This window comes from Paraburkholderia azotifigens, from assembly GCF_007995085.1.
Taxonomy (GTDB): Bacteria; Pseudomonadota; Gammaproteobacteria; order Burkholderiales; family Burkholderiaceae; genus Paraburkholderia; species Paraburkholderia azotifigens.
The window spans coordinates 2,756,617-2,782,620 of record NZ_VOQS01000001.1 but is presented as its reverse complement, the minus strand read 5'-3'; the positions used below and the strand labels follow the sequence as shown (position 1 = coordinate 2,782,620).

General features: G+C 62.8%; 22 protein-coding genes. 15 read left to right on the top strand and 7 right to left on the bottom strand.

Annotated features, from left to right (window positions below; translation table 11 throughout):
* The first annotated feature begins 9 nt into the window (after nucleotides 1-9).
* From paaC to FRZ40_RS12340, 6 genes are all read left to right on the top strand, one after another.
* Nucleotides 10-813: a 1,2-phenylacetyl-CoA epoxidase subunit PaaC gene (gene paaC / locus FRZ40_RS12365; protein ID WP_147234265.1), complete on the top strand. Its 804-nt coding sequence runs from the start codon at nucleotides 10-12 to the stop codon at nucleotides 811-813.
* Between the two features lie 28 nt (nucleotides 814-841).
* Nucleotides 842-1,402, top strand: coding sequence for a 1,2-phenylacetyl-CoA epoxidase subunit PaaD (gene paaD, locus FRZ40_RS12360; RefSeq protein ID WP_147234264.1), 561 nt, complete (start codon nucleotides 842-844; stop codon nucleotides 1,400-1,402).
* Nucleotide 1,403: 1 nt separating this feature from the next.
* Nucleotides 1,404-2,492: a 1,2-phenylacetyl-CoA epoxidase subunit PaaE gene (paaE, locus tag FRZ40_RS12355; RefSeq protein WP_028367458.1), complete on the top strand. Its 1,089-nt coding sequence runs from the start codon at nucleotides 1,404-1,406 to the stop codon at nucleotides 2,490-2,492.
* A gap of 196 nt (nucleotides 2,493-2,688) precedes the next feature.
* A complete protein-coding gene (locus FRZ40_RS12350) occupies nucleotides 2,689-3,504 on the top strand; it encodes a DUF1835 domain-containing protein (protein ID WP_147234263.1) in 816 nt (271 codons plus the stop codon).
* Nucleotides 3,505-3,520: 16 nt separating this feature from the next.
* The gene (locus FRZ40_RS12345) at nucleotides 3,521-4,150 is read left to right on the top strand and encodes a TetR/AcrR family transcriptional regulator (protein ID WP_028367457.1); all 630 of its coding nucleotides are present in this window, start codon (nucleotides 3,521-3,523) and stop codon (nucleotides 4,148-4,150) included.
* A 264-nt stretch (nucleotides 4,151-4,414) separates the two neighbouring features.
* Nucleotides 4,415-5,080, top strand: coding sequence for a GNAT family N-acetyltransferase (locus FRZ40_RS12340; RefSeq protein WP_028367456.1), 666 nt, complete (start codon nucleotides 4,415-4,417; stop codon nucleotides 5,078-5,080).
* Between the two features lie 92 nt (nucleotides 5,081-5,172).
* Here the strand turns inward: FRZ40_RS12340 and FRZ40_RS12335 are convergent, their stop codons facing one another.
* Complete coding sequence (locus FRZ40_RS12335) at nucleotides 5,173-5,688, bottom strand: Lrp/AsnC family transcriptional regulator (protein WP_028367455.1); 516 nt, start codon at nucleotides 5,686-5,688, stop codon at nucleotides 5,173-5,175.
* 153 nt (nucleotides 5,689-5,841) lie between these two features.
* On the opposite strand from FRZ40_RS12335, the gene hppD reads away from it, so the two are divergent.
* On the top strand, nucleotides 5,842-6,939 hold the full coding sequence (gene hppD, locus FRZ40_RS12330) for a 4-hydroxyphenylpyruvate dioxygenase (RefSeq protein ID WP_147234262.1): 1,098 nt from the start codon (nucleotides 5,842-5,844) through the stop codon (nucleotides 6,937-6,939).
* A 138-nt stretch (nucleotides 6,940-7,077) separates the two neighbouring features.
* On the opposite strand, the gene FRZ40_RS12325 is transcribed toward hppD, so the two are convergent.
* On the bottom strand, nucleotides 7,078-7,266 hold the full coding sequence (locus tag FRZ40_RS12325) for a hypothetical protein (RefSeq protein ID WP_028367453.1): 189 nt from the start codon (nucleotides 7,264-7,266) through the stop codon (nucleotides 7,078-7,080).
* A gap of 345 nt (nucleotides 7,267-7,611) precedes the next feature.
* On the opposite strand from FRZ40_RS12325, the gene FRZ40_RS12320 reads away from it, so the two are divergent.
* Complete coding sequence (locus tag FRZ40_RS12320; RefSeq protein WP_147234261.1) at nucleotides 7,612-11,217, top strand: indolepyruvate ferredoxin oxidoreductase family protein; 3,606 nt, start codon at nucleotides 7,612-7,614, stop codon at nucleotides 11,215-11,217.
* Nucleotides 11,218-11,304: 87 nt separating this feature from the next.
* Here FRZ40_RS12320 and FRZ40_RS12315 read toward each other — a convergent pair whose 3' ends face one another.
* Together FRZ40_RS12315 and FRZ40_RS12310 are read right to left on the bottom strand one after the other, a co-directional pair.
* Nucleotides 11,305-13,590: an NADP-dependent malic enzyme gene (locus FRZ40_RS12315; protein ID WP_028367451.1), complete on the bottom strand. Its 2,286-nt coding sequence runs from the start codon at nucleotides 13,588-13,590 to the stop codon at nucleotides 11,305-11,307.
* 296 nt (nucleotides 13,591-13,886) lie between these two features.
* Complete coding sequence (locus FRZ40_RS12310; RefSeq protein ID WP_147234260.1) at nucleotides 13,887-15,119, bottom strand: MFS transporter; 1,233 nt, start codon at nucleotides 15,117-15,119, stop codon at nucleotides 13,887-13,889.
* Nucleotides 15,120-15,464: 345 nt separating this feature from the next.
* Here FRZ40_RS12310 and FRZ40_RS12305 point away from each other — a divergent pair, with 345 nt between their 5' ends.
* Nucleotides 15,465-16,151: an orotate phosphoribosyltransferase gene (locus FRZ40_RS12305; RefSeq protein WP_028367449.1), complete on the top strand. Its 687-nt coding sequence runs from the start codon at nucleotides 15,465-15,467 to the stop codon at nucleotides 16,149-16,151.
* A 135-nt stretch (nucleotides 16,152-16,286) separates the two neighbouring features.
* Here FRZ40_RS12305 and FRZ40_RS12300 read toward each other — a convergent pair whose 3' ends face one another.
* The gene (locus FRZ40_RS12300) at nucleotides 16,287-16,994 is read right to left on the bottom strand and encodes a response regulator (protein ID WP_028367448.1); all 708 of its coding nucleotides are present in this window, start codon (nucleotides 16,992-16,994) and stop codon (nucleotides 16,287-16,289) included.
* Nucleotides 16,995-17,259: 265 nt separating this feature from the next.
* Between FRZ40_RS12300 and FRZ40_RS12295 the strand changes: the two genes are divergently transcribed.
* The 6 genes from FRZ40_RS12295 (at nucleotide 17,260) to FRZ40_RS12270 (ending at nucleotide 24,045) form a co-directional block, all read left to right on the top strand.
* Nucleotides 17,260-17,877, top strand: coding sequence for a YbhB/YbcL family Raf kinase inhibitor-like protein (locus tag FRZ40_RS12295; RefSeq protein ID WP_028367447.1), 618 nt, complete (start codon nucleotides 17,260-17,262; stop codon nucleotides 17,875-17,877).
* Between the two features lie 111 nt (nucleotides 17,878-17,988).
* Complete coding sequence (locus FRZ40_RS12290) at nucleotides 17,989-18,564, top strand: flavodoxin family protein (protein ID WP_028367446.1); 576 nt, start codon at nucleotides 17,989-17,991, stop codon at nucleotides 18,562-18,564.
* A gap of 166 nt (nucleotides 18,565-18,730) precedes the next feature.
* The gene (argC, locus tag FRZ40_RS12285; RefSeq protein WP_147234259.1) at nucleotides 18,731-19,678 is read left to right on the top strand and encodes an N-acetyl-gamma-glutamyl-phosphate reductase; all 948 of its coding nucleotides are present in this window, start codon (nucleotides 18,731-18,733) and stop codon (nucleotides 19,676-19,678) included.
* A 541-nt stretch (nucleotides 19,679-20,219) separates the two neighbouring features.
* Nucleotides 20,220-21,614, top strand: a complete 1,395-nt coding sequence (locus FRZ40_RS12280) for a DUF2957 domain-containing protein (RefSeq protein WP_147234258.1) — start codon at nucleotides 20,220-20,222, stop codon at nucleotides 21,612-21,614.
* A 156-nt stretch (nucleotides 21,615-21,770) separates the two neighbouring features.
* Nucleotides 21,771-23,018: a DUF2957 domain-containing protein gene (locus FRZ40_RS12275; RefSeq protein ID WP_147234257.1), complete on the top strand. Its 1,248-nt coding sequence runs from the start codon at nucleotides 21,771-21,773 to the stop codon at nucleotides 23,016-23,018.
* Between the two features lie 181 nt (nucleotides 23,019-23,199).
* A complete protein-coding gene (locus FRZ40_RS12270) occupies nucleotides 23,200-24,045 on the top strand; it encodes an OmpW/AlkL family protein (protein ID WP_028367442.1) in 846 nt (281 codons plus the stop codon).
* A 237-nt stretch (nucleotides 24,046-24,282) separates the two neighbouring features.
* Here the strand turns inward: FRZ40_RS12270 and FRZ40_RS12265 are convergent, their stop codons facing one another.
* A complete protein-coding gene (locus tag FRZ40_RS12265; protein ID WP_028367441.1) occupies nucleotides 24,283-24,948 on the bottom strand; it encodes a LysE family translocator in 666 nt (221 codons plus the stop codon).
* A 133-nt stretch (nucleotides 24,949-25,081) separates the two neighbouring features.
* Complete coding sequence (locus FRZ40_RS12260; protein ID WP_147234256.1) at nucleotides 25,082-25,951, bottom strand: NAD(P)-dependent oxidoreductase; 870 nt, start codon at nucleotides 25,949-25,951, stop codon at nucleotides 25,082-25,084.
* Nucleotides 25,952-26,004: the final 53 nt, after the last annotated feature.

Here is a 26,004-nt window from a genome sequence, read left to right as displayed (position 1 = left end):
GCGCGCGACATGGATATCACGCCCCAACACCTCGCCTACGTGCTGCGCCTCGCCGACACCGCGCTGATCCTCGGACAACGCAACGCGGAATGGTGCGGCCACGGCCCGATTCTCGAAGAAGACATCGCGCTGTCGAACATGAGCCTCGACCTGATCGGCCAGGCGCGTCTGCTATACACGCACGCCGCCGAACTCGAGAACACGCTGACAGGCACGAGCCGCTCGGAAGACGACTACGCGTTCTTCCGCGCCGAGCGCGAGTTCGCGAACTACACGCTGGCGGAGCTGCCGCACGTCGGGCCGCTCGCGGGCACGGCGCACGCGGACAAGGACTACGCCGTCACGATCGTGCGCAACTTCCTGTATTCGTCGCTGATGCTGCATGTGTGGTCTGCGCTGACGGGCTCGTCGGATGCGCAGCTGGCCGCGATCGCCGCGAAGTCGATCAAGGAAACGCAGTATCACGTGCATCACGCGCGCGAGTGGCTCGTGCGCTTCGGCGACGGCACGGACGAATCGCATCGCCGCGCGCAGGCCGCGCTCGACTATCTGATTCCGTACACGCGCGAATTCTTCAGCGACGACTCGACGGAAGACGCCATTGCCGCCGCCGGCATCGGCCCGAAGACGTCGGAACTCGAAGCCGTGTGGCTCGAAGACGTGCGCGCCGCGATGGACGAGGCGACGCTGACCCTGCCCGATCCCGTCAAGCACGTCACGACGGGCAAGCACGGCGAGCATTCGGAACACATGGGTTTCCTGCTCGCTGAAATGCAGAGCCTCGCGCGCCAGCATCCGGGCGCAAGCTGGTAATCCTTAGATCCAACAGGTGAGTTCAACGATGACTTCGATCGCTCAAACAGCCGAAGCAAACGACCACGCGCTCGAACAGGCGTGGGCCGTGCTCGAGGCCGTGCCCGATCCGGAAATCCCCGTCGTGTCGATCCGCGAACTGGGCATTTTGCGCGACGTGCGCCGCGCCGCCGACGGCGCGCTCGAAGTCGTCATCACGCCGACTTACTCGGGCTGCCCGGCGATGTCGCAGATCGCGGAAGACATCGGTACGGCGCTCGACGCGGCCGGTTTGGCGCCATACCGCGTCGAAACCGTGCTCGCGCCCGCATGGACCACCGACTGGATCACCGACGACGCCCGCGAAAAACTGCGCGCCTACGGCATCGCGCCGCCGACGGGCAATTGCGGGAGTGCCGAGCCCGACGCGAACGCCGGAACGAAACAGAAAGTGATCCGCTTCGTCCCACGCTCGCTGCCCGCGCCCGCTTGCCCGCGCTGCGGCTCGAAACATACCGAACGCCTCGCGCAATTCGGCTCGACGGCCTGCAAGGCGCTGTACCGCTGCGTCGACTGCCGCGAACCCTTCGACTACTTCAAACCGTACTGATATGGCCACCCCGCAATTTCATCCGCTGCGCATCCGGGAAGTGCGGCCCGAAACCGCCGATGCGGTTTCCGTCGCCTTCGAAGTCCCCGTCGAACTGCGCGAGCAGTTTCGCTTCACACAGGGCCAGTTCGTCACGCTGAAGACGCATATCGACGGTGAGGAAACGCGCCGCTCGTATTCGATCTGCGTCGGCGTCACCGATTACGACCGCGACGGCGAACTGCGCATCGGCATCAAGCGCGTGCGCGGCGGCCGTTTCTCGAACTTCGCGTTCGATACGCTGCAGCCCGGCCACACGATCGACGTGATGACGCCGGACGGCCGTTTCTTCACGCACCTGAACGCCGATCACGGCAAGCAGTACGTCGCGTTCTCGGGCGGCTCGGGCATCACGCCCGTGCTGGCGATCATCAAGACGACGCTCGAAATCGAGCCGCGCAGCACATTCACGCTGATCTACGGCAACCGCAGCGTCGATCAGATCATGTTCGCCGAAGAACTCGAGGACGTGAAGAACCGGTTCATGAACCGCTTCGTGCTGTATCACGTGCTGTCCGACGACATCCAGGACGTCGAGCTGTTCAACGGCGTGCTCGATCAGGCGAAGTGCGCGTCGTTCCTCGAGACGCTGATGCCCGCCGAGGCGATCGACGAAGCGTTCATCTGCGGCCCAGGCCCGATGATGGATGCCGCCGAAGCCGCGCTGAAGGCCGCGGGCGTGCCGCAGGCGAAGGTGCATGTCGAGCGTTTCGGCACGCCACTGCCGCAAGCAGGCGTGCCTGCAACCGAAATCACCGACGACACGCCGACGGCCGACCTCGAGATCGTGCTCGACGGCAAGAAGCGGAAGCTGCGTTTGCCGTATCAGGGCTTGAGCGTGCTCGACGTCGGCCTGCGCGCGGGTCTCGCGCTGCCATATGCGTGCAAGGGTGGCGTCTGCTGCACGTGTCGCGCGAAGGTGCTGGAAGGTGAAGTGAAGATGGAGAAGAACTACACGCTCGAAGAGCACGAGATCAAGGACGGCTTCGTGCTGACCTGCCAGTGTCACCCCGTCAGCGACAAGGTCGTCGTCAGCTACGACGAGCGTTGATACACGTGGTGCGCGGTGAGTACGTCGCGCGCCGTGAACCGTATGTGCGCGTCGTCGCTTTCGGCACACCCGCGATCCGCTTACACTAGGGGCCGCCCGTCATAGGAAAGTCTTCCTGCGGCGTGCGGCCTTTTCCGTTTTCTGATTGAACCGCGCTTCGTTTGCGCTCGACGGGCGCTCGAACGCGTCAATGACAATGAGCACGATCCATATCACCAACGGCGACGTCGCCGCCGACTCGCTGCGCAAGGCGCTCGAACAGGCGAGCCGGACCGGGGCCGTGCTGGCCCTGCGCGACGATCTGGCCGTCGGCCCGCTGCAAGGCATCGACGATACACCTCAGGTTCGCGCGGATTTCTGGCAACGCGCCAGCGGGGACGACGCGCGCGATTTCCTGGGCGAGTTCGAAGCGCAGGCCACCAGCCTGAAAGCCGTGGTCGACGGAGCGACGCATGTGGTCGTGTGGCACGGCCAGAGTGCCGCCGATCAGCTGACGTTGCGCCGCGTGTGCTTCCATCTGCGCGAAATGCCGCAGCGGCTCAACGAAGTGTGCCTGTCGATCGACGATCTGACGGGCGACGCCGGCGCGCCGCTGCGCCGTCCCGATCAGGCGACGTCCGTCGGCATGTTCGCGCCCGATCTGCTGCTCAAGCAGCTGCCGCGCGCCGCGCCAATTTCGGTGCTGCGCATCGGCCGGCTCGCGCTCGAATGGCAGGAAGTGAAGCTCGCGGACGCCGAACTGCGTCGCTGGCGCGGCAATACCTTTATGAGCGGCAGCTTCGCCGAACTCGACGCGCGGATCTTCGAACACGCCGCCGAAGGCTGGCAGTCAGCCGGACGCGTCGCAGCCCACGTGATGGCGGCGAACAACGGCTTGCTGGTCAGCGACAGCCTTGTGCTGTGGCGTCTGCGCGAACTCGCCGCCACAGGCCAACTGCAGTTGCGCGGAGAGACGGACATGTGGCGTTCGCTGGAGATGAACGTCACGCGCGCAACCCTTTCCCCTGCTTGAGACAAACAGAATAATCATGGCCCGTACACGAGCCCCAGACCACGAGAGCCAGCGCGACCAGATCCTCGAACTGGCCGCAGCCAAATTTGCTCAAACGAGCTATCCGAGCACATCGATGGCCGATCTGGCCGCGGCGAGCGGCACGTCGAAAGCGCGCCTCTATCACTATTACGAGAGCAAGGAAGCGATCCTGTTCGACCTGCTCGACCGCTACACGAAGCGGCTGATGCTGATCATCGCCGAGGTGGAAGGCGCGAGCCAGCGGCGCGGACTCACCGAACGCGAGACGTTCGCCGAACTGATCCGGGCTTTTCTTTCCGAGTACGAGACCTCGCACAGCCGGCACGTCGCGCTGCTGAACGATGTCAAATATCTGGTCGAGTCGCAGCGCGAGATCATCCTGAACCGGCAGCGCGACGTGGTCGCTGCGTTCGCACGGCAACTGGCGCGCGCTTATCCCGAACGCGTGTCACGCGAAAACCAGACGGCACTCACGATGATGGTCTTCGGGATGATCAACTGGACGTTCACCTGGCTAAAGCCGGGCGGCCGGATGGGATATCGGGAGTTCGCGGAACAGGTGGTCAATATGGTGGATCACGGACTGCTCGCGGCTGCGCCGGCGACGGGCGCTGGCGCTAGCTAGACTGGCTCGCACACCCAGATCGGCGGGTGGAAGGATTCGCTCTCGCAGCAACTATCGTGCCGTCGTTGCGGCAAGGAGACGCACCGGAGTCGCACGATCATTCGATATTTTTTTTCATAAAAATCAAATAGATAAATCATTGCACGCATAATTTTAGACTGTGCGCTCGGCAAATCACAGGGTTTTCCCTAGTTAGACCTCGGGGTTTTCCATTAGAATGCTTTTTGCGGCGCACCATGCCGCTTGCTATAGGAGAACCCAACCATGACTGAGCAAACCATCCGCGCCGCCGAGCCGATCGCCGTCGATCGCTTGTTGAACGTCGCCGGTCGCGCGCCCGTTCTGGTCCGGGAACTCGGCGAGAAAGACCGCGCCCGTCTGCTCGCCCATTTCATCGAACTTGGCGAAGACGATCGTCTGCTCCGCTTCGGCCAGGTTACCCCGGATCGCGTCATCGAAAACTACGTTCGCACGCTGGACTTCACCCGCGACACCGTGTTCGGCGTGTTCGACCGTCAGTTGCAACTGGTCGGCGTCGGCCATCTGGCTTATCTGCCCGCAGAAGGCGATGCGCGCACGGCTGAATTCGGCGTGTCCGTGTCGGAAAGCGTGCGCGGCAAGGGCATCGGCACGAAGCTGTTCGAGCGCGCGGCCATCCGCAGCCGCAACACGCACGTCACGACGCTGTACATCCACTGCCTGTCGCGCAACTCGACCATGATGCATATCGCCAAGAAGGCCGGCATGAAGATCGAATATGCGTACGGCGAAGCTGATGCCTATCTGACGCTCGCGCCCGCGGATCAGAACAGCATCATCTCGGAAATGCTTCAGGAACAGGCTGCTGTGTTCGACTACGTGCTCAAGCGCCAGGCGCGCAGCACGTCGAAGCTGATCGAATCGTTCATCCCGACCGCGATCGCCGCGTAAGCTCCAGCGGATCCTCAAATAAAAAAGGGCGGCTCTCCACCGAGTCGCCCTTTTCTTTTGCCCGAATGCGCCAATAGAGAACGCGTCGCCGTTCACAACGGCAGCGCCGTGGTCTCCTTGAACTTCTCCAGCGAAAAGCTCGATTTCACGTCGATCACCGACGGATGCCGCAGCAACTGGTCCTGCACGAAGCGCGAGAAATGCGCCATGTCGCGCACCTGCACGCGCAGCAGATAGTCCATCTCGCCCGTCATCGCGTAGCAGGCGACCACTTCCGGCCAACCCTGCACGGCCACGCGGAACAGTTCCGAATGCGTCGCGCCCGCGCGCCCCGGCGTACCGTCGGCGCGCGCACTGAGCACGGGGCCGCCGCGCTTTTCGAGCCGCACGTTCACATAGGCGAGCAGATCGAGACCGAGCATCTGCGAATCCAGCAGCGCGACGTAGCCGCGAATCACCCCGATCTCCTCGAGCCTGCGGATACGTCGCAAACATGGACTCGGCGACAGATTCACCCGCTCGGCGATCTCCTGATTCGACAGCCGCCCATTCTCCTGAAGGATCGCGAGAATGCGCCGGTCGATTGCATCTATCTCAATTTGAGCCATGTTCTGCCATCTGAGTGGTTAGATACGCCAGAAAATAGCTCAAGCCTAGTGTCAGACGCTTAATTTCGCAAGGTTTCTCCGCGAATCGGCAACTACACTGTTCTTCATCGAATCGCGCAACGCGAAGCGGACCCCGCCATTCAGGAGACAGACATGAAGGTTTCAACCTGGGAGAATCCCGTCGGCACCGACGGCTTCGAATTCATCGAATACACCGCGCCGGACCCCGTGGCGCTCGGCAAGCTGTTCGAGCAGATGGGTTTCACGGCGATCGCGAAGCATCGTCATAAGGACGTGACGCTGTACCGTCAGGGCGACATCAACTTCATCGTCAACGCCGAGCCCGACTCGTTCGCACAACGTTTTGCGCGTCTGCATGGCCCGTCGATCTGCGCGATCGCGTTCCGCGTGAAGGATGCGGCGAAGGCGTACAAGCGCGCGCTCGATCTCGGCGCGTGGGGTTTCGACAACAAGACGGGGCCGATGGAACTGAACATCCCCGCCATCAAGGGCATCGGCGATTCGCTGATCTATTTCGTCGACCGCTGGCGCGGCAAGAACGGCGCGACGCCGAACAGCATCGGCGACATCAGCATCTATGACGTCGACTTCGAGCCGATTCCCGGCGCGAACCCGAACCCGACGGGCCACGGTCTCACCTATATCGATCACCTGACGCACAACGTCCATCGCGGACGCATGCAGGAATGGGCCGAGTTTTACGAGCGGCTCTTCAATTTCCGCGAAGTGCGCTACTTCGATATCGAAGGCAAGGTGACGGGCGTGAAGTCGAAAGCGATGACGTCGCCGTGCGGCAAGATCCGCATTCCGATCAACGAAGAAGGCTCGGAAACGGCAGGCCAGATCCAGGAATATCTCGACGCATATCGCGGCGAAGGCATCCAGCACATCGCGCTGGGTTCGAAAGACATCTACAAAACGGTCGACGGTCTGCGCAACGCGAAGATCATGCTCCTCGATACGATCGACACCTACTACGAACTCGTCGACCGCCGCGTGCCGAATCACGGCGAGCCGCTGGACGAACTGCGCAAGCGCAAGATTCTGATCGACGGCGCACACGACGATCTGCTGCTGCAGATCTTCACCGAGAACCAGATCGGACCGATCTTCTTCGAGATCATCCAGCGAAAGGGCAATCAGGGTTTCGGTGAAGGCAACTTCAAGGCACTGTTCGAATCGATCGAGCTGGATCAGATTCGTCGAGGTGTCGTGCAGGACAAGGCTTAACGCCTACCCAAGGGTGCGAGCCCTGCAAAGAAAAAGGCGAGGATCGATTCGATCCTCGCCTTTCGTATTTCGGAACCGGCGGTTCTCGCCAAGCCGGTTGTGATCAATTGCGCGCGGCGGACGATCCGCCCGGGCGCGTCAGCCACGCTGCTCCGATTCGTCTTCGGACGAACGCCGCTGGTTCACGGCGACCGTCGTCGCGGCGACCTGCGTCGTGCGGGTGACGGCATTCGCGAGCGCATTGGCGCTATTCGGGCGCATCGGCGCGCTCATCGCGAAGAATGCTGCCGAGACCATCAGGAAGGTCTGGATGTGTTTCGTGTTCATGCGTACTCCTTTTTCGACTGCACAGCGAAGCTCCGCAGCATGCGGAACGTTGCGATTCATGCAAGTGCAGAGTTTAGACCGTCATTTCAAGAGCGGTTCCCGTTGTTTCATGCTCTTACACCTCGTAACAGCGACACACGAAAAAGTTCACGCGAGGTCATCGGGCTGACATTTTCGTTCGTGTTAGATCCCGCATTGTGGTGTTTTCAACGATAGGCGGCGGGTTTTTACCAGTGCTACCATCGCAAAAAAGCCGTCAACATGGCGACCCCGGCCGAAGCATTCACAAGATGCCGAGGCCAAGCAGATTTTGGTGATCCCAAACTGGGTGGAGGAGTACACATAATGAATGCCCCGCTAGACGCCGGCCAGCGAGCCTCGCTCGAAGCCGCGTTGACTTCCGTCACGCTCGACGACAAATACACGCTCGAACGCGGCCGCGCGTACATGAGCGGCATCCAGGCGCTGGTCCGCCTGCCGATGCTGCAACAGGAACGCGACCGGGCCGCCGGGCTCAATACAGCCGGATTCATCTCGGGCTATCGCGGATCGCCGCTCGGCGGTCTTGACCTGTCGCTGTGGAAGGCGAAAAAGCATCTTGCCGCGCACCAGGTCGTCTTCCAGCCAGGCGTCAACGAAGACCTCGCCGCCACGGCCGTTTGGGGCTCGCAGCAGGTCAACCTCTATCCGAGCGCCAAATACGACGGCGTGTTTTCGATGTGGTACGGCAAAGGGCCGGGCGTCGACCGCTCGGGCGATGTGTTCAAGCACGGCAACTCAGCCGGCTCGTCGCGTCACGGCGGCGTCCTCGTGCTTGCCGGCGACGACCACGCAGCGAAATCGTCGACGCTCGCGCACCAGTCCGAGCATCTCTTCAAGGCCTGCGGCCTGCCCGTGCTGTTTCCGTCAAACGTGCAGGAATATCTCGACTTCGGCCTGCACGGCTGGGCAATGAGCCGTTACTCCGGCCTGTGGGTCGCCATGAAGTGCGTGACCGATGTGGTCGAATCCTCCGCTTCCGTCGATATCGATCCCCACCGCACGCAAATCATTCTGCCGGGCGACTTCGACATGCCCGAGGGCGGCCTCAACATTCGCTGGCCCGATCCGCCGCTCGTGCAGGAAGCGCGTCTGCTCGACTACAAGTGGTACGCGGGACTCGCCTACGTGCGAGCGAACAAGCTCGACCGCATCGAGATCGATTCGCCGCATGCGCGCTTCGGCATCATGACGGGCGGCAAGGCGTATCTCGACGTGCGTCAGGCGCTGACCGATCTCGGTCTCGACGACGAAACCTGCTCGCGCATCGGCATTCGTCTCTACAAGGTCGGTTGCGTGTGGCCGCTCGAAGCGCAAGGCGCGCAGGCATTCGCGCGCGGCCTGCAGGAAATTCTCGTGGTCGAAGAGAAGCGCCAGATTCTCGAATACGCGATCAAGGAAGAGCTGTACAACTGGCCCGATGCGCAGCGTCCGCGCGTGTTCGGCAAGTTCGACGAAAAAGACGGCGCAGGCGGCGAATGGTCAGTGCCGATGGGCAACTGGCTGCTGCCCGCTCACTATGAACTGTCGCCCGCGCTGATCGCCAAGGCGATCGCGACGCGGCTCGACAAGTTCGATCTGCCGTCCGACGTGCGCGCCCGAATCGCCGCGCGGATCGCGGTGATCGAAGCGAAGGAAAAAGCACTTGCCCGTCCGAAGGTCGCGATCGAGCGCAAGCCGTGGTTCTGCTCCGGCTGTCCGCACAACACGTCGACGAATGTGCCCGAAGGCTCGCGCGCGATGGCGGGCATCGGCTGCCACTACATGACCGTGTGGATGGACCGCAGCACGAGCACGTTCAGCCAGATGGGCGGCGAAGGCGTCGCGTGGGTCGGACAGGCGCCGTTCACGAACGACAAGCACGTGTTCGCCAATCTCGGCGACGGCACGTACTTCCACTCGGGCCTGCTCGCCATTCGCGCGGCGATCGCGTCGAAGGCCAACATCACCTACAAGATTCTGTATAACGATGCCGTCGCGATGACGGGCGGCCAGCCGGTCGATGGCACGCTGACCGTGCCGCAGATCACGCACCAGCTCGCCGCCGAAGGCGCGAAGAAAATCGTGATCGTTACCGACGAGCCCGAAAAGTACGACGCGAACGTCGGCCTTGCACCCGGCATCGACATTCATCATCGCGACAAGCTCGACGACGTGCAGCGCGAACTGCGCGAGATCGAAGGCACGACGATCCTGATCTACGACCAGACCTGCGCCACCGAGAAGCGCCGCCGCCGCAAACGCGGTGCGTATCCCGATCCGGCGAAGCGCGTGGTCATCAACGAAGCGGTCTGCGAAGGCTGCGGCGATTGCTCGGTGCAGTCGAACTGCCTGTCCGTCGAGCCGCTCGAAACCGAGTACGGCACGAAGCGGCAGATCAACCAGTCGACCTGCAACAAGGACTACTCGTGTCTGAAGGGCTTCTGCCCGAGCTTCGTGACGGTCGAAGGCGGTCAGTTGCGCAAGCCGACAGTGTCGGGCGTCGCAGGCGATGCAATGCCGCCCGTCCCCGATCCCGACGTTCCGGCGATCGAGCGGCCGTATGGCGTGCTGGTGACGGGCGTCGGCGGCACGGGCGTCGTGACGATCGGCGCGCTGCTCGGCATGGCCGCGCACCTCGAGAGCAAGGGTGTCACCGTCCTCGACGTGACGGGTCTCGCTCAAAAGGGCGGCGCCGTGATGAGCCACGTGCAGATCGCGAATCAGCCCGCCGACATCCACGCGACGCGTATCGCGATGGGCGAAGCGAATCTCGTGATCGGCTGCGATTCGATCGTGACGGCCAGCGACGAATGCGTGTCGCGGATGCAAAGCGGCCGCACGCACGTCGTGCTGAACAGCGCGCCCACGCCGACGGCCGAGTTCATCAAGAACCCGAACTGGCGCTTCCCTGGCGCGAGTGCCGACGCGGACGTGCGCGCCGCCGCGGGCGACGACAGCGTCTCGTCCGTCGACGCGAATCACTTCGCCGTCGCGTTGCTCGGCGACGCGATCTATACGAATCCGTTCGTGCTCGGTTACGCCTGGCAGAAGGGCTGGCTGCCGCTCACGCACGAGTCGCTGATTCGCGCGATCGAGTTGAACGCGGTGCAGGTCGAGAAGAATCGCGCGGCGTTCGAGTGGGGCCGCCGCGCAGCCCACGATCTCGCTGCCGTGCGCAAGCTCGCGCATATCCAGGATCGAATCGACGACGGCAATACGGCGAATGCCGCGAGCAGCAAGATCGTTTCGCTGCACACGCCGAAGGCGCTCGACACGTTGATCGACAAGCGTGCGCAGTATCTGGTCGCGTACCAGAACGACGCTTACGCGACGCGCTATCGCAAGCTGGTCGAAGAAGTGCGCGCCGCCGAAACGAAGCTCGATGCCGCCGACGGCCAGATGCCGTTGACGGAAGCCGTCGCGAAAAATCTGCACAAGCTGATGGCGTACAAGGACGAGTACGAGGTCGCGCGTCTGTATTCGGACCCGGCGTTCATCGAGAAGCTCAAGGCAAATTTCGAAGGCGACTGGAAGCTGAAGTTCCACCTCGCGCCGCCCGCTACGGCGACGACGGATTCGCACGGCCATCTGGTGAAGAAGCAATACGGTCCGTGGATGCTCAACGCGATGCACGTGTTAGCGAAGATGAAGTTCCTGCGCGGCACGGCACTCGATGTGTTCGGCAAGACGGAAGAGCGTCGCACCGAACGCGCGTTGATCGTCGAGTACGAGGTGCTGGTGCGTGAACTGATCGGCGGATTGACGGTCGGGAATCGCGCGCTGGCCGTCGAACTCGCGAATCTGCCCGACGGCATTCGTGGCTACGGTCACGTGAAGGACAACAACCTGAAGGGCGTGCGGGCGAAGTGGGCGTCGTTGCTAGCGAAGTGGCGTGCGCCTGAAGGCGGCGCCGAGCGGCACGTGGCATAAGCATCGTTCGCGCTGCTTCACGCGAAACGCAGCAGGCAATAAAAAGGGCACCTCGCGGTGCCCTTTTCTATCTGCCGACGAAGCGGATTACTTCGTGGCCTGACGATCGACGCTGGCGTTCGCCGACGCGACGGCCGTCATGTTGATGATCCGGCGCACGGTCGCGGCCGGCGTCAGGATGTGCACCGGCTTCGCCGCGCCGAGCAGGAACGGGCCGACCGTCACGCCTTCGCCGCCGATCATCTTCAGCAGGTTGTACGTGATGTTCGCCGCTTCGACGTTCGGCATGATGAGCAGATTGGCTTCGCCCGTCAGCGTTGTGCCGGGGAACGCGGCTTTGCGCACTGCTTCCGACAGCGCCGCGTCGCCGTGCATTTCGCCGTCCACTTCGAGTTGCGGCGCACGCTGGGAGATCAGCTTGCGTGCCTGCGCCATGCGTGCCGAAGACGAACCCGGCACGCTGCCGAAGTTCGAGTTCGACAGCAGCGCGACCTTCGGCAAGATGCCGAACTTCTCGATTTCGCGCGCGGCGAGAATCGTCATGTCGGCGAGCTGCTCGGCCGTCGGCACTTCGTTCACGTACGTGTCGCTGATGAAGAGGTTGCGGCCCGGCAGCATCAGCAGGTTCATCGCGGCGAAGTTGTCGACGTTCGCGGCCTTGCCCAGCACCTGCTCGACGAACTTCAGATGCTCGTGATACGTGTCGATCAGGCCGCAGATCATGCCGTCCGCGTCGCCGAGATGCACGAGAATCGCGCCGATCAGCGTGTTGAACTTGCGCATCGCGGCCTTCGCGACTTCCGGCGTCACGCCTTCACGCGCACCGATCTCGTGATACGCCTGCCAGCTCTTCTGGTAACGCGGATCGTCTTCCGGATTGACGATTTCGACGTCCTCACCGCACTTGAGCTTCGAGCCCATCTTCTTCAGACGCATCTCGATCACGCTCGGACGGCCGACCAGAATCGGTTTCGCGATCTTCTCGAGCAGCACGAATTGCGCAGCACGCAGCACGCGCTCGTCTTCGCCTTCCGCGAACACGATGCGCGCCGGTTGCGCCTTCGCTGCCGCGAACACGGGACGCATCACCATGCCCGTACGGTAGACGGTTGCGCCGAGCTGCTCGCGGTACGCGTCCATGTCCTGAATCGGACGCGTGGCGACACCCGAATCCATCGCGGCCTGCGCGACAGCGGGCGCGATCTTGATGATCAGACGCGGATCGAACGGCTTCGGAATCAGATAGTCGGGCCCGAATTCAAGCGAATGGCCTTCGTACGCCTTCGCGACTTCGTCGCCCTGATCTGTTTCTTCCGCGAGTTCGGCGATCGCGCGCACGCAGGCGAGCTTCATTTCTTCCGTGATCGTCGTCGCGCCGACGTCCAGCGCGCCGCGGAAGATGAACGGGAAGCACAGCACGTTGTTGACCTGGTTCGGGTAGTCCGACCGGCCCGTGGCGACGATGCAGTCCGGACGCACTTTCTTCGCTTCTTCCGGGCGGATTTCCGGCTCCGGATTGGCGAGCGCCAGGATCAGCGGCTTGCCGGCCATCGTCGCGACCATTTCCGGCTTCAGCACGCCCGCGCTCGAGCAGCCCAGGAACACGTCGCAGCCGTGCATTGCGTCGCCGAGCGTGCGCGCGTCGGTGCTCGCCTGATAGCGCTCCTTCGACGCGTCCAGATTGCCGCGCCCTTCGTAGATGACGCCCTTCGAGTCGATCACCAGCGTGTTCGACTTTTTCAGGCCCAGATGCACGAGCAGATCCAGACACGCGATAGCCGCCGCGCCCGCACCCGAACACACCAGCTTCACGTCTTCGAGCTTCTTGCCGACCACTTTCAGGCCGTTGAGAATCGCCGCCGACGCGATGATCGCCGTGCCGTGCTGGTCGTCGTGGAAAACGGGAATCTTCATGCGCTCGCGCAGCTTCTTCTCGATGTAGAAGCATTCGGGCGCCTTGATGTCTTCGAGGTTGATGCCGCCAAGCGTCGGCTCCAGCATCGCGATCGCTTCGACGAGCTTGTCGGGATCGGACTCGCTCAGCTCGATATCGAACACGTCGATGCCGGCGAACTTCTTGAAGAGACAGCCCTTGCCTTCCATCACCGGCTTCGCGGCGAGCGGCCCGATGTTGCCGAGGCCCAGCACGGCCGTGCCGTTCGTGATCACGCCGACCAGGTTGCCGCGCGACGTGTACTTCTGCGCGTCGAGCGGTTCGTCGTAAATCGCCATGCACGCGGCCGCGACACCCGGCGAATACGCCAGCGACAGGTCCAGCTGGTTCGAAAGCGGCTTGGTCGGCGTAACCGAGATCTTGCCGGGCTTCGGATTCTGGTGGTATGCGAGAGCGCTTTGCTTCAGTTGTTCGTCCATTTTTTAACCTGCGAGACGTTGATAATTGGACCCTGCTCAATGTCACGTGCTGCGCTGGCCAATGTCGAAGTGATGCTCGACGGCGGCGATTCTCGCGGGCGCCGGTTAGGCGCGGCGTCAAACCTCAGCGGAAAGCAGGCGACGCTGAGCTTTTTCGGGTCGATCAGTGTACACCCCGGATGAGTCAGTTCGGAGATGCGTTTTGTACCGAACGGATAAGCCCGAGCCGCGCCACTGCTTGCTGCAACGCGACATGAAGCGCTTCCACACGCTCGTCCGCCAAGCGGCGGCGCCCGTTATTCGAGCGCTGCGCCGCGGCGCTCCGGTATCAGAAAGAGCGTCGCGAGGATGTCGAGCACATAGATCGACGCGAGCACGCCGAGCGCCGCAGCAAACGAAAATTGCGCAGCCAGCGCGCCCACCGCGACGGGCCCGAAACCGCCGACCGCGCGTCCGATGTTGAACAACACGTTTTGCGCCGTCGCCCGGGCTTCTGTCGGATACAGCTCCGAGATCAACGCACCGTAACCGCCGATCATCCCGTTCACGAACATGCCCATCACCGCGCCGCCGATCAGCAGCGCGAACGGCGTACTCAACTGCGAATAGACATACACCATCAGGACCGCGCCCGCCTGATAGAGAAGAAACACCGGTTTGCGGCCGAAGCGGTCGGCGGCGACGCCGAACAGCCAGATCCCGGCCGCCATGCCGAGCACCGTGACGGCAGTCCACAGCCCCGAGCGCGTCAGCGAGTAGCCGAAGGTTTTCGACAGGTAAGTGGGCAGCCAGATCATCAGCCCGTAGTAGCCGAAGTTCTGCACCGAGCAGAGAATCGCGACGCCGACACTGGCGCGCGTGGTGCGGGCATCGGCAACGAGCAGCTTGATTGGCGCCTTGCGCATGCCGCGTGCGACGCGTTCGGTGAACAGCGCCGGCTCCTCGACGCGCCGCCGCACGAAAAACGACACGACGGCGGGCATCAGGCCGACGGCGAACATGCCGCGCCAGCCGATCACGGGCAACAGCAGCGGCGTGAGCAGCGCCGCTGCCAGCACGCCGAGTTGCCAGCCCAGCCCGACATACGACGACACGCGCGCTCGCTGCGCCGCCGGCCAGGCCTCCGCGACCAGCGTCATGCCAATGCCGAACTCGCCGCCCAGCCCGATTCCGGCAATGGTGCGGTACGCAAGCAGATCGCCGTAGCCCTGTGCGAGCGCGCACAGGCCCGTGAAGACGGCGAAGATCAGAATTGTCCACGTAAGCATGCGCACGCGCCCGAAATAATCGCTCAAGATGCCGAAGATCACGCCGCCGGCAACGGCGCCGACCAACGTCCACGTGACCAGCGACCCGGCTTGCGTCGACGAAAGGTGCAGGTCGGCGGCGATGACAGGCAACATGAAACCCAGAATCAGCAGGTCGAAGCCGTCCATTGCATAACCGAGCACCGACGCGATCAGCGCCCGCGCGGCATAGCCAGGGCGGGCTTGCTGGACGGCGGGAGGCGAAGACGAGGTGATGTTCATGGCGGCAACCTGCTGCAGACGTGAGCGGAAAGGCCGTCTGTCGGGCCTTCCATGGAAATTTGGCGTGAGTGTAAAGGTCACGGATCGGCGTCACAACCCGGCCAAAAGTCATAGGCCGATTGCACGGCCGTCAGGTCAAACGTCCGTTGCGCCTACCCGCTTTTGCCGCCCGGCGCCCTGGGAAGAGTCCGAATCGGGTAAAATCGCGGGCTACGCGCGCAGCAAACCGGCCGGCTTCTCAACTCGTCCGGCATGTTTCGCCCACCAGGGCGCGAAACGTTACGCCTGCTGCGCCACCGGGCCGCGCGCCCGCGCTCCCAGCTCACCACCTCGAAGGATTCGCCCATGACAGGCTTCGATCGCCAGACGATCTCCGACACGACCGCCAAAATGCTGCTGGAAGTCCAGGCAGTGCATTTCAACGCGGAAAAACCGTACATCTTCACTTCCGGCTGGGCGAGCCCGGTGTATATCGACTGCCGCAAGCTGATCTCGTATCCGCGCGTGCGCCGCGGCCTGATGGAAATGGCGGAAGCGACGATCCTGCGCGACGTCGGTTACGAGCAGATCGACGCCGTCGCCGGCGGCGAAACGGCGGGCATCCCGTTCGCAGCATGGCTGTCGGACCGTCTGATGGTGCCGATGCAATATGTGCGCAAGAAGCCGAAGGGTTTCGGCCGTAACGCGCAGATCGAAGGCCTGCTGACGGAAGGCCAGCGCGTGCTGCTGGTCGAAGACCTGACCACCGACAGCCGCAGCAAGATCAACTTCATCAACGCGCTGCGTACGGCTGGGGCGACGGTGAACCACTGCTTCGTGCTATTCCACTACAACATCTTCAAGGAAAGCGTGTCCGTGCTGAAGGACATCGACGTCGATCTGCACGCGCTCGCCACGTGGTGGGACGTGCTGCGCGTCGCGAAGGAGCAAGGCTACTTCGAAACGAAGACGCTCGACGAAGTCGAGAAATTTCTGCACGCACCGGCCGAATGGTCGGCAGCGCACGGGGGCGCGACGGCAGCACCGCAATAAGCAAGCTGTCGGCGCCAGCGCCTCGCGCGCGGCCTGCATATAAAAAACGCCGCCTGTCTTTCGGACAGGCGGCGTTTTTTATTCGATCCGCATGTTGAACATTGAGACTTCGCCCACCGGTCTCTCGCCCAATGCCTATGAACCTTCTGGCGAAGCGGCACCCGAATCGGCCTCACCCGGCGCATACGACGAAAGGTTCATCAAGCCATTGCTCTGCGCGTACTGAAATAGTTCGGAATCCCGTTCAAGTCCGAGTTTGCGCATCGCAGTATTCTTCTGCGTGCTGATCGTCTTAATGCTGCGATTCAGCTGCTCGGAGATTTCCTTGATCGTCATGCCCGACACAAAGAGCCGAACGACTTCCAGCTCGCGTTTCGACAGAATCACTTCGTCGTTCTTACCGCCCGTGTTCATGCGCAACGTGTCGAGGGCCTGCTTGACGGAAGGACTCATGTATTCGATATGCCGGCTGACGTGCTGCACCGCAAGGCCGATGTGACTCAAGTCGTCCGATTTGTTGACGACCGAAATCACGCCAAGCTCGCTCAGACGCTTCAATAGCGCGGCGTTTTCGAGCATAGTCAGGACGACTATGGGCAAGTCGGGAAAATTCCGACGCAGATAGCCGATCAACGGCAAGCCGTCACCGTATTGCCCACCCGGCATCGCGAGGTCCGTGACGAGCACGTCGCACGGCGTCGTCTGCAATATCTTCACCAGCTCAGTGGACTGCTTTGCGCGCGCGACCACGCGAATGCCCTGAAACTTGAGCAACGCCTGTTCCGCACCAAAGAGAATTACTGGATGGTCGTCGGCGACCACGACCCTGATGGGATCTTGCATGGCCCTTCCTTCAACTGACAATCCACGCTCCGAAACTTCAGTCATGCAACCGTTCTTAGTTCTAAATTTCTCGGACTTGTCTGCTTGCTTACAACCGCGGACGACTCCAGCGACTATAGCCGATTTCGCGCCGTACCGGCCCCTCATCGAGCACAAATGGCTGCATAAGATGTAATGTTAGACTCGATTCGTCGCTTGGGCACTAAAAAGGACAACAATCCCTCGTAAAGACAATTCTTTACGAGCCTGACAGGAGATTCGGCACATGCGCTTGCGTTGCCTGGTCGTTCCGCCCGCTTCGTTACGTTCGTTCCTACCGTTTCTGAATTTGGCGCCGACGCGCGCCGCTTTGCTCATCGTTGTCGTGCTCTCGCTTCATTCCGCAGCGGTCCGTGCAGACACCGCGTTCACCGTCACGAGCACCAACCTTCGCGCAGGCGGCATCGTCGATAACGCGCAGGTGCTCGACCGCTACGACTGCAAAGGACAGAACCGTTCGCCGCAACTCGGCTGGCACAATCCGCCCGACGGCACGCGCAGCTTCGCGGTCACGATGTTCGATCCCGATGCGCCCGGGCGCGGCTGGTGGCACTGGGCCGTCGTCGGCATTCCCGCCACGGTTGACCGCTTGCCGGAAAACGCAAGCGCTTCTGGCTTTCTTAAGAAACTCGGCGCGGTCGAGGCGCGCAACGACTTCGACATCGACGGCTATGGCGGTCCCTGCCCGCCGCCCGGCAAGCCGCATCGCTACGTGATCACGGTGTATGCGCTGAACACGTCCAGCCTCAGGCTCGCACAAGGCCGGCCGTCGCTGATGTTCGACCACGAAATCAGCACGGCGACGCTCGGCTATGCACGCATGATCGTCACGTACGGCCGTTAGTGTTCGTCGGCCCGTTTTAGGAGCGACGTGGCGTCTTCTCAATGCATCTGAAAGCAGCCGCGTCGTTCGCTCATTAGACTTACGACAATTCTTGCAACGATGGAGCTGCGCATGTCCAAGATCATCATCGTGTATCACAGCGGCTACGGCCACACGAAGAAGCTCGCCGAAGCGGTGCTCGCGGGTACGCTGGACGGCGGCGCCGATGCGAAGCTCGTTGCCGTAGCCGAGCTGGATGACGCGGCCTGGGCTGAACTGGACACGGCCGACGCCATCATCTTCGGCGCGCCGACCTACATGGGCGGCCCGTCCGCCGACTTCAAGAAGTTCGCCGACGCCAGCTCCAAGCCGTGGATGGGACAGAAGTGGAAAGACAAGATCGCCGCGGGCTTCACCAATTCGGCGTCGATGAACGGCGACAAGTTTTCGACGATCCAGTACCTGATCACGCTCGCGATGCAGCACGGCATGATCTGGGCGGGACTCGGCATCTTGCCCGCGAACACGAAGGCGGCGACGCGCAACGACCTGAACTACGTCGGCGGCTATGCGGGGCTGCTGTCGCAGTCGCCCGCAGACGCATCGCCCGATGAAGCCCCGCTGCCGGGCGATGTGGAAACGGCGAAGGTGTTCGGCGCACGTATCGCCGCCGTGACGGCGCGCTGGAAGGCGGGACAGCCGGCGTAAGCGTGCCCTCCGCGCCGGAACCTTGTCCGTCATGCCGCTGTCACTGTTGCGGTGCAACGTGTTTTTCTGCCAATTTCGCGCACGCGCCGCCTCACGGTCTTAAAATAACGTTCCGGCGCGGCACGCGCGCCGTTTTCCCGCCGTTTTATCAGCCAGCGAGATTGAGATGAGCACGAAAGTTTTTGTCGACGGACAGGAAGGCACCACCGGCCTGAAGATCTTCGAATACCTGTCGCAGCGCGCAGACGTTGAAATCCTCCGCATCGAAGAAGCGAAGCGCAAGGACCTCGACGAGCGCCGTCGTCTCATCAACGCTTCCGATGTCACGTTCCTGTGCCTGCCGGACGTCGCGTCCCGCGAATCGGCGTCGCTGGTGGAAAACGACCGTACGGTGCTGATCGACGCGAGCACGGCGTTTCGCACCAGCGCCGACTGGGCGTACGGTCTGCCCGAACTCGCCCGCGCGCAGCGCGAGCGCCTGCGCACGGCGAAGCGCATCGCGGTGCCGGGCTGCCACGCGTCGGCCTTCGTGCTGGCCATGCGTCCGCTCGTCGAAGCGGGCGTCGTATCGGCCGATTTCGCCGCGCACAGCTACTCGATCACCGGCTACAGCGGCGGCGGCAAGAAGATGATTGCCGACTACGAAGCGGGCGGCAACGCGAAGCTCGACAGCCCGCGTCCGTACGCGCTCGGCCTCGCGCACAAGCATCTGCCCGAAATGGCCGCACACACGGGCCTGAAGAACGCGCCCGTCTTCACGCCTATCGTCGGCAATTTCTTCAAGGGTCTCGCCGTCACGACGTATTTCACGCCCGGCCAGCTGGCCAAGCCGACCGCGCCGCAAGACTTGCAGGCGCTCTTCGCCGAGTACTACAGCGGCGAGCAGTTCGTGCGCGTCGCGCCGTTCAACGCCGACGAGAACCTCGACAGCGGCTTCTTCGACGTCCAGGCGAACAACGACACGAATCGCGTCGACCTGTTCGTGTTCGGCAACGAAGAGCGCTTCGTCACGGTCGCGCGGCTCGACAACCTCGGCAAGGGCGCATCGGGCGCGGCAATCCAGTGCATGAACCTCGCGATCGGCGCGGACGAAGCAACGGGCCTCAAGCGCTAATCAACCCGCGGACGGCGCGCGCCGTCCCGCATCTCAGAAAGCCAGCATTCAAACGCCGGCTTTTTCTTTTTCGGCTTATCCATCCGCGATCTAAAACGGCTTATTAAACGCGCGATAACGCCTTTCAATTTTCCCACTATCTGCAGCAGTCCTTAAAAGCAGGTATTTACTGCTTATTCCTTTCACAAAAGGCATCTATTACCGCATAGGGATACACCCGATTTTTTTACGAACGAGCGTTCGAAGATGATAGACGCGTTTTGCCGATTCGCCCGCCCATCAAGGCCCGGCGGGAACACAACACAATCCGCCTGAGGCACGAAATTCTGTTTTTGTTTTAAAACGCGCGCCTCGAAGCGCCATGCGACTCTCCGCGAAAAATGCGCTGTTTGAATCGGGCTTTTTAGACGGTTCGTTCAATTGACAGTTTTAAATCGCGCGGCGAAATTAGCTCGCAAATTAGACGCTTGCCATAAATCGAATGGGACACGAGTCAGGCGTGGAAAAACGCCGGCTCGAGTCGACAGAGGGAGACAGCAGCATGGACGCCATTTCAAAAGGGCTGGCATGTGCTATTGCCAGCGTGCCGTTTCTGATCGCCTGCGGTGGAGGTAAGGCAGGCGACCCCGGCTCGATCCAGACGAACCAGTGCTCGGGCTCGAGCTGCGGCGTCCAGGGACCGCCGTCGCAAGCAGCCGACACCAGCACGCTCTGTCCGGCCGACGCCGATATCGTCAAGAGCACGTACCTCGGCGGCGCCGGCAGCGGCGAAGTGGTCTCGCTGAACATCGACGCCGTGAAGATGACGTACACGCTGAAATTCTTCGATTCGCCGATTCCCGTGGCGGCGGGCAATGTCGACAACACGCGTCGGAACACGACCGTGACGGGCGCGGTGATGCACCCGCCCGCGGGCATGCTGCCGAACGCCGAACAAACGCGCTGCGCATTTATGCTGACGCCCGCGTCGGGCACGGCGCCTTCGACGGGCGCGACTTACACCACGCCCTTCTCATCGACCAATCCGCCTATCGTGTTCGTCGGCAAGGGCGTCGCGGGCGGCGGCATCCCCGGCGCGACGATCTCGTACACGGGTCCGCTCAACATCGGATCGGTCAACTCGCGCACCTTCGACTTTTATCCTTTCCTCGGCTTCGCGAGCACGTCGACCGATCTGTCGAAGCTCGCAGGCACCTACAACGGCCTGCTCTATCACATCCAGCCGACCGAACAGTTCGCCGCGCGGGCCATCAACACGATCGAAACCTTCGATGCAAACGGTGCATGCTCGGCGCCGACCAATCCGTCCACGTCCACCGCTTCGCCCAGTTCGCCGGACCCGACGACGCGATGTCTGACGACGGGCAGCGCCTACACGCTGAACGCCAACGGCTATTTCGACAGCAGCACGGCGCCGCAGATCGAAGCTCAGTACCAGGTCCTCGGCTTCCCAACGGGGAAATCGGCCAAGGCCCACATGATCCTCGGCCAGCTCAACGGCGCGACCGTCCCCGTCGTGGTTCGCACCGGCAACGTCAACACAAACCCGCTGACGCTCGCGATCGACGACGAATCCGGTATCGCGCTGCTCGCCAGCGCGACGCCGCTCGCGTCGGGCGGCTTCAACGGCGGCTACGTCGGCGCGGACTCGAACTTCCGGTACACCGCGTCGCTGATCTCGGGCGGCCTCGGCAGCTTCATCAATCCGACCACGCAGGCGGCCGAAAGCGGCTTCTCGCTCACCTACGGCCAGAGCAGCGACGGCCTCGTCACCGTCGCCGATGGGCAGGGCAATCCCGGGCTCGCAATCGCGGCGGGCGGCCTGTACGCGATCTTCATCAACGGCACGGAAAACGGCGGCGTTGCGCCGAGCTCCGCCAACGCGAACACCGTCAATTCGCCGTACTTCAGCGTCGGCGCGCAGATCAGCAAGTGAGCCGCAAACAAGCAGCTAACAAGCGGCAAACGAGCGGTATCGGCAAAAGTCCTGCACGGCGAGAGGCAATGAAAGCAGGCACGCAGCATCGCTAGATCACAAGACCGACGGCGGCTGGACAGGGAGCTGGCCGCCCATAACAAGACTGGAGGCACGATGAACTGGAAGATCTTTTCGGCGCTGGCCTTTGCAGCGCCCTTGCTCGGCGCGTGCGGCGGCGCGGGCAGCGAAGGCGCGCCGCCTGTGGAAGCGCGCCTGTGTCCCGCCTCGCTCGATTACGGCACAACCTTTACGGGCGGCGGCGGCGACGGCGAACTCGCGAAGCTGCAACTCGATACGACCAGGATGACCTGGCAGGTCCGCTACGTCGAATCGCCGGTCCCCGCTACGACGGGCACCGTCGAACCTACGCGCAAAGGCCAGACGGCCTCGGGCACGCTAACCCAGGAAACCCTGCTTCCTACCAACAAGCTCAACCAGTGTGCGTTCCGCCTGAACGGCGCGAGCCTCGATCCGGACCGGCCGGCGCGCATCTTCGTCGGCGAAGGCGTCGCGGGGGGCACGATTCCGGGCGCGGAGATCTCGTTCGGCGGCGTGCTCGGCCAGGGCAAGGTGCCCGATACGAAATTCCCGTATTACCCGTTCATCGGCTTCTCGACGCTCGAGACGAATCTGGCCAACGTCACGGGCACGTACAACCAGCTTGGCTACCACCAGATTCCGTCGCAAAACTTCGCGCCGGCCGTCGTCGATACGAAGATCACGATCAATGCCGACGGCACCTGGACGGAGTGCGACAACGCGGGCGTCAACGCCGGCAAGTGCCAGCAGCCGGGCACCAACTGGGTACAGTCATCGGACGGCAGCGGCGCGTTCGAAACCGATAACTTCCAGGGTCAGGGCAAGCCGACACAGGCGTCGTCGCCGGCCGGCAAGGGCTTCATGATCGTCGGCAAACTGCGCAACCAGAACGTGCCGATCCTGATCCGCACCGGCTACGCAACGTCGACGCTAGCCACGGACCCGCAAGGCGGCGTGATCCTTCCCGTCGCCGACGACGAATCGGGCATCTCGATTCTCGCGCCGCAGTCGAACGTCGCCGTCAACTCGCAGAACGGTGAGTACATCGGCGTCGACAGCGAGTCCAACTACCGCACCAACGCGCTCGTCGGCACGCAGGCGACGCTGCTCGACCCGTTCAATCCGTCGCAGGCCTCGCTGACCAGGGCGCTGAATCTCGACTTCACGCAAAGCGTGCCCGGCGTCGTGACATCGACATACACGAGTGCAACCGCGGGCAGCGCGCCGACCGGCAAGTTCATTTTCACGGGAGGCGTGTTCGGCTTCCTGGACCTGTCGAACGCGTCGTCGCCGTACTTCACGATCGGCGCCTTCGTCCAGTGATGCGCGCGAGTTTCATCACGCACTTCACCGCGAAGCTCACCCCCTAGAACGCAACGAGGCGACCGCCGCCCGGCCGCTCCCCTGATCACACGCAGGGGAGCGGGAGCCGGGAAGCGCGCAGACGGACGGCATCGATAACGCCGTCGTCCGCAAGGCAGGCCGCCCGCTCAGGAGGAACAGAATGAAAAAGCACCTGATAGCGGCTTTGGCCGCTGCATTGGCCGCCGCGTTGTCTTTTGCATCGCTGAACGCGTATGCGCAGAAGGCGGGCGACAACCTCGTCACGCTCGGCTGGTTTCACGTGATGCCGCAGGACTCGAGCACGCCGCTCACCACGCACGTCGCGCCCGTGCCGATCAACACGCCGCTGCGCCTGCCGAGTTCGTTCACGTCGCAGGGCACCAGTCTCTCGACGAATAACGCCGACACCGCCGGTCTCGTGTTCTCGCACTTCGTCACCGACCATATTGCCGTGACATCGGTGGCGGGCATTCCGCCGAAGTTCCAGATCTACGGGCACGGCACCATTCAGCCGCCCGGCCCCGCGGGCGCGCTAGGCAAGCAGGATATCGGCGATCCCGCCGTCAACCCCATCGTCAAGAGCGTGCGGCAATGGAGTCCGGCGTTGATCTTCCAGTATTACTTCGCGTCGTCGACAGCAAAATTCCGGCCGTTTCTCGGCATCGGCGTGTCGTACAACTGGTTCAGCGACATTCAGCTGAACAATAACTTCGTCACGTCGACGCAGGACAACCTCGGCGCGATTCTGGCGGCAGGCGCGGGCAAGCCGGGGAAAACGACGGTGGAAGCGAAGGCGTCGTCGTCGTGGGCACCTGTGTTCAATGCAGGCGCGATCTACAACGTCACCGATCACTGGGGCATTACCGCTTCCGTCACCTACATTCCGCTGAAGACGACTTCGTCGGTGATCATCAAGGCAGCGGACGGCACGGAACTGGGCGTCTCGAAGTCGGAGCTGAAGGCCAATCCGATCATCACGTATCTCGCCGTCTCCTACAAATTCTGAGTTCAGCGACGGTGACAAACGACAGGCGAAAAAAAAGCCCGCCAAGGTGGCGGGCTGAATCCATATCAGAGGAGACATGGAGGAGACAAGTCAGACTATAGCAAAACGCGTGGTGCATCGCAACATGCGACGTTAGAGCGTCTGTTCTACGATCCAGAAGGGTGACAAAACGTCGCAGCGCACCGTTTGGGTGCGTTTTTGTGCTCCGCACCATGACGACGCAGCCGTAAGTTCGCGTCAATGCCGCACCAGCGCCATCATCGCGCCGAAGCCGACGAACACGCCGCCTGTCAGCCTGTTGAACGCTTTCGCGACGCTGCTGCTCTTCAGTTTCGCACCGATCTGCGTGCCGCAAGCGGCATACACGACGTACCAGCTCACTTCCATCACCGCCGTCGTGACGACGAGAATCGCGAATTGCGGCAGCGTCGGGAGCGAGGCGTCGATGAATTGCGGCAACAGCGCGGCGGAAAACAGAATCGCTTTCGGATTGCTGCTGCCGACGAGAAACCCGTTGCGCATCAATGCGCCGCGCGACGGCGCGTGCTTGCCGCCGACATCTCCCGCGTTAGCCGCATCGCCCGACGACGCGCCGACCTGCGCCGCCGCGGCTTCGCTGACGGGCGCGCGCCACGCCTTCACGCCGAGCCAGATCAGATACGCCGCGCCCAGCAGGCGCAAGGCGTTGAACATGGTCGGCCATGCTTTCAGCAGCACGCCTAGGCCAGCGACGGAAACCGCGAGCATCAGCATCAGCGACAACAGGCAGCCGGCCATCGTGGCCGAGGTTTGACGCATGCCGTGACGGGCGCCGTGCGTCATCATCAACAGCATGTTCGGGCCGGGAATCGCGCAAACGACGAAGATCGTGGCCAGATAGAGCCACCAGGTGTGCAGACTCATGATGCGTATGCTCGCTGAAAAAGGAAAACGGGCGGGACGGACATTATGCCCGCCCCGCCCGTTACGATGCCGATTCGTGCGGCCTGCCGGTCGGGATAACCGCAAGCATCGACAACCGGCCGAAGGAACCCCGTCAGCGCCCCGCGCGGCGCGATGCAACCTGGCCCAGCACCGCAAAATCCTTCTCGCCGTCGCCGTGAGCGACGGCTTCGATCAGGCTGTCGCGCACGACGCTCGCGACGGGCAGCGGCGTCGAAACGAGATCGGCAGCCGCCAGCGCGAGCCGCACGTCCTTCAGGCCGAGACGCGCCTTGAAGAGCGCCGGTTCATAGCGCTGCTCCGCGATCATCTTGCCGTAACCCTGATAAACAGGGCCGGGGAACACGCTGTTCGTGATCACATCGAGAAAATCCTGCATCGCGACGCCATGTCCGCCAAGCAGCGCCGACGCCTCGCCGAGCGACTCGACAGCCGCCGCCAGCATGAAATTCGCCGCCAGTTTCACGACGTTCGCCTGCTGCGGCAGCGAGCCGATGCGCCATGTCTTTTGACCAATCGAATCGAACACGGGTTGAACGCGGTCGATCGCCTCGGCGGGTCCGGCCGCGACGATCGTCAGCTTCGCCGCGGCGGCGACGTCGGGCCGGCCCATCACGGGCGCCGCGACGTAATTCAGGCCGCGGCCCGCGTGCGCCGTCGCCAGTTCTTCGGCGAGCGAGACGGAAATCGTCGCCATGTTCACGTGAATCAGCCCGCGCGGCGCGTGCTCGAGCAGCGACGCGCTGATGACATCGCGCAGCGCGGCATCGTCGGCGAGCATCGAGAAGACGGCGTCGCCCGTGAACGCTTCCGCAGGCGAACCGACCACCTGTGCGCCCAGCCCGACGAGCGGTTGAGCCTTCTCCGCCGAGCGGTTCCAGACACGCACGCTGTGCCCGGCTTTCAACATGTTTGCGACCATCGCCGCACCCATTTCGCCGAGACCGATAAAACCGATGTCCATCAATAGCTCCTGTTCAAGAACCCGAAGTAGAGCATAGCCGCGCGCGTCGTGCA

Bases quoted from the DNA above. Each gene is read 5' to 3' on its own strand.
- paaC (WP_147234265.1), top strand. From the start codon at position 10: ATGGATATCACGCCCCAACACCTCGCCTACGTGCTGCGCCTCGCCGAC.
- paaD (WP_147234264.1), top strand. From the start codon at position 842: ATGACTTCGATCGCTCAAACAGCCGAAGCAAACGACCACGCGCTCGAA.
- paaE (WP_028367458.1), top strand. From the start codon at position 1,404: ATGGCCACCCCGCAATTTCATCCGCTGCGCATCCGGGAAGTGCGGCCC.
- FRZ40_RS12350 (WP_147234263.1), top strand. From the start codon at position 2,689: ATGAGCACGATCCATATCACCAACGGCGACGTCGCCGCCGACTCGCTG.
- FRZ40_RS12345 (WP_028367457.1), top strand. From the start codon at position 3,521: ATGGCCCGTACACGAGCCCCAGACCACGAGAGCCAGCGCGACCAGATC.
- FRZ40_RS12340 (WP_028367456.1), top strand. From the start codon at position 4,415: ATGACTGAGCAAACCATCCGCGCCGCCGAGCCGATCGCCGTCGATCGC.
- FRZ40_RS12335 (WP_028367455.1), bottom strand. From the start codon at position 5,688: ATGGCTCAAATTGAGATAGATGCAATCGACCGGCGCATTCTCGCGATC.
- hppD (WP_147234262.1), top strand. From the start codon at position 5,842: ATGAAGGTTTCAACCTGGGAGAATCCCGTCGGCACCGACGGCTTCGAA.
- FRZ40_RS12325 (WP_028367453.1), bottom strand. From the start codon at position 7,266: ATGAACACGAAACACATCCAGACCTTCCTGATGGTCTCGGCAGCATTC.
- FRZ40_RS12320 (WP_147234261.1), top strand. From the start codon at position 7,612: ATGAATGCCCCGCTAGACGCCGGCCAGCGAGCCTCGCTCGAAGCCGCG.
- FRZ40_RS12315 (WP_028367451.1), bottom strand. From the start codon at position 13,590: ATGGACGAACAACTGAAGCAAAGCGCTCTCGCATACCACCAGAATCCG.
- FRZ40_RS12310 (WP_147234260.1), bottom strand. From the start codon at position 15,119: ATGAACATCACCTCGTCTTCGCCTCCCGCCGTCCAGCAAGCCCGCCCT.
- FRZ40_RS12305 (WP_028367449.1), top strand. From the start codon at position 15,465: ATGACAGGCTTCGATCGCCAGACGATCTCCGACACGACCGCCAAAATG.
- FRZ40_RS12300 (WP_028367448.1), bottom strand. From the start codon at position 16,994: ATGCAAGATCCCATCAGGGTCGTGGTCGCCGACGACCATCCAGTAATT.
- FRZ40_RS12295 (WP_028367447.1), top strand. From the start codon at position 17,260: ATGCGCTTGCGTTGCCTGGTCGTTCCGCCCGCTTCGTTACGTTCGTTC.
- FRZ40_RS12290 (WP_028367446.1), top strand. From the start codon at position 17,989: ATGTCCAAGATCATCATCGTGTATCACAGCGGCTACGGCCACACGAAG.
- argC (WP_147234259.1), top strand. From the start codon at position 18,731: ATGAGCACGAAAGTTTTTGTCGACGGACAGGAAGGCACCACCGGCCTG.
- FRZ40_RS12280 (WP_147234258.1), top strand. From the start codon at position 20,220: ATGGACGCCATTTCAAAAGGGCTGGCATGTGCTATTGCCAGCGTGCCG.
- FRZ40_RS12275 (WP_147234257.1), top strand. From the start codon at position 21,771: ATGAACTGGAAGATCTTTTCGGCGCTGGCCTTTGCAGCGCCCTTGCTC.
- FRZ40_RS12270 (WP_028367442.1), top strand. From the start codon at position 23,200: ATGAAAAAGCACCTGATAGCGGCTTTGGCCGCTGCATTGGCCGCCGCG.
- FRZ40_RS12265 (WP_028367441.1), bottom strand. From the start codon at position 24,948: ATGAGTCTGCACACCTGGTGGCTCTATCTGGCCACGATCTTCGTCGTT.
- FRZ40_RS12260 (WP_147234256.1), bottom strand. From the start codon at position 25,951: ATGGACATCGGTTTTATCGGTCTCGGCGAAATGGGTGCGGCGATGGTC.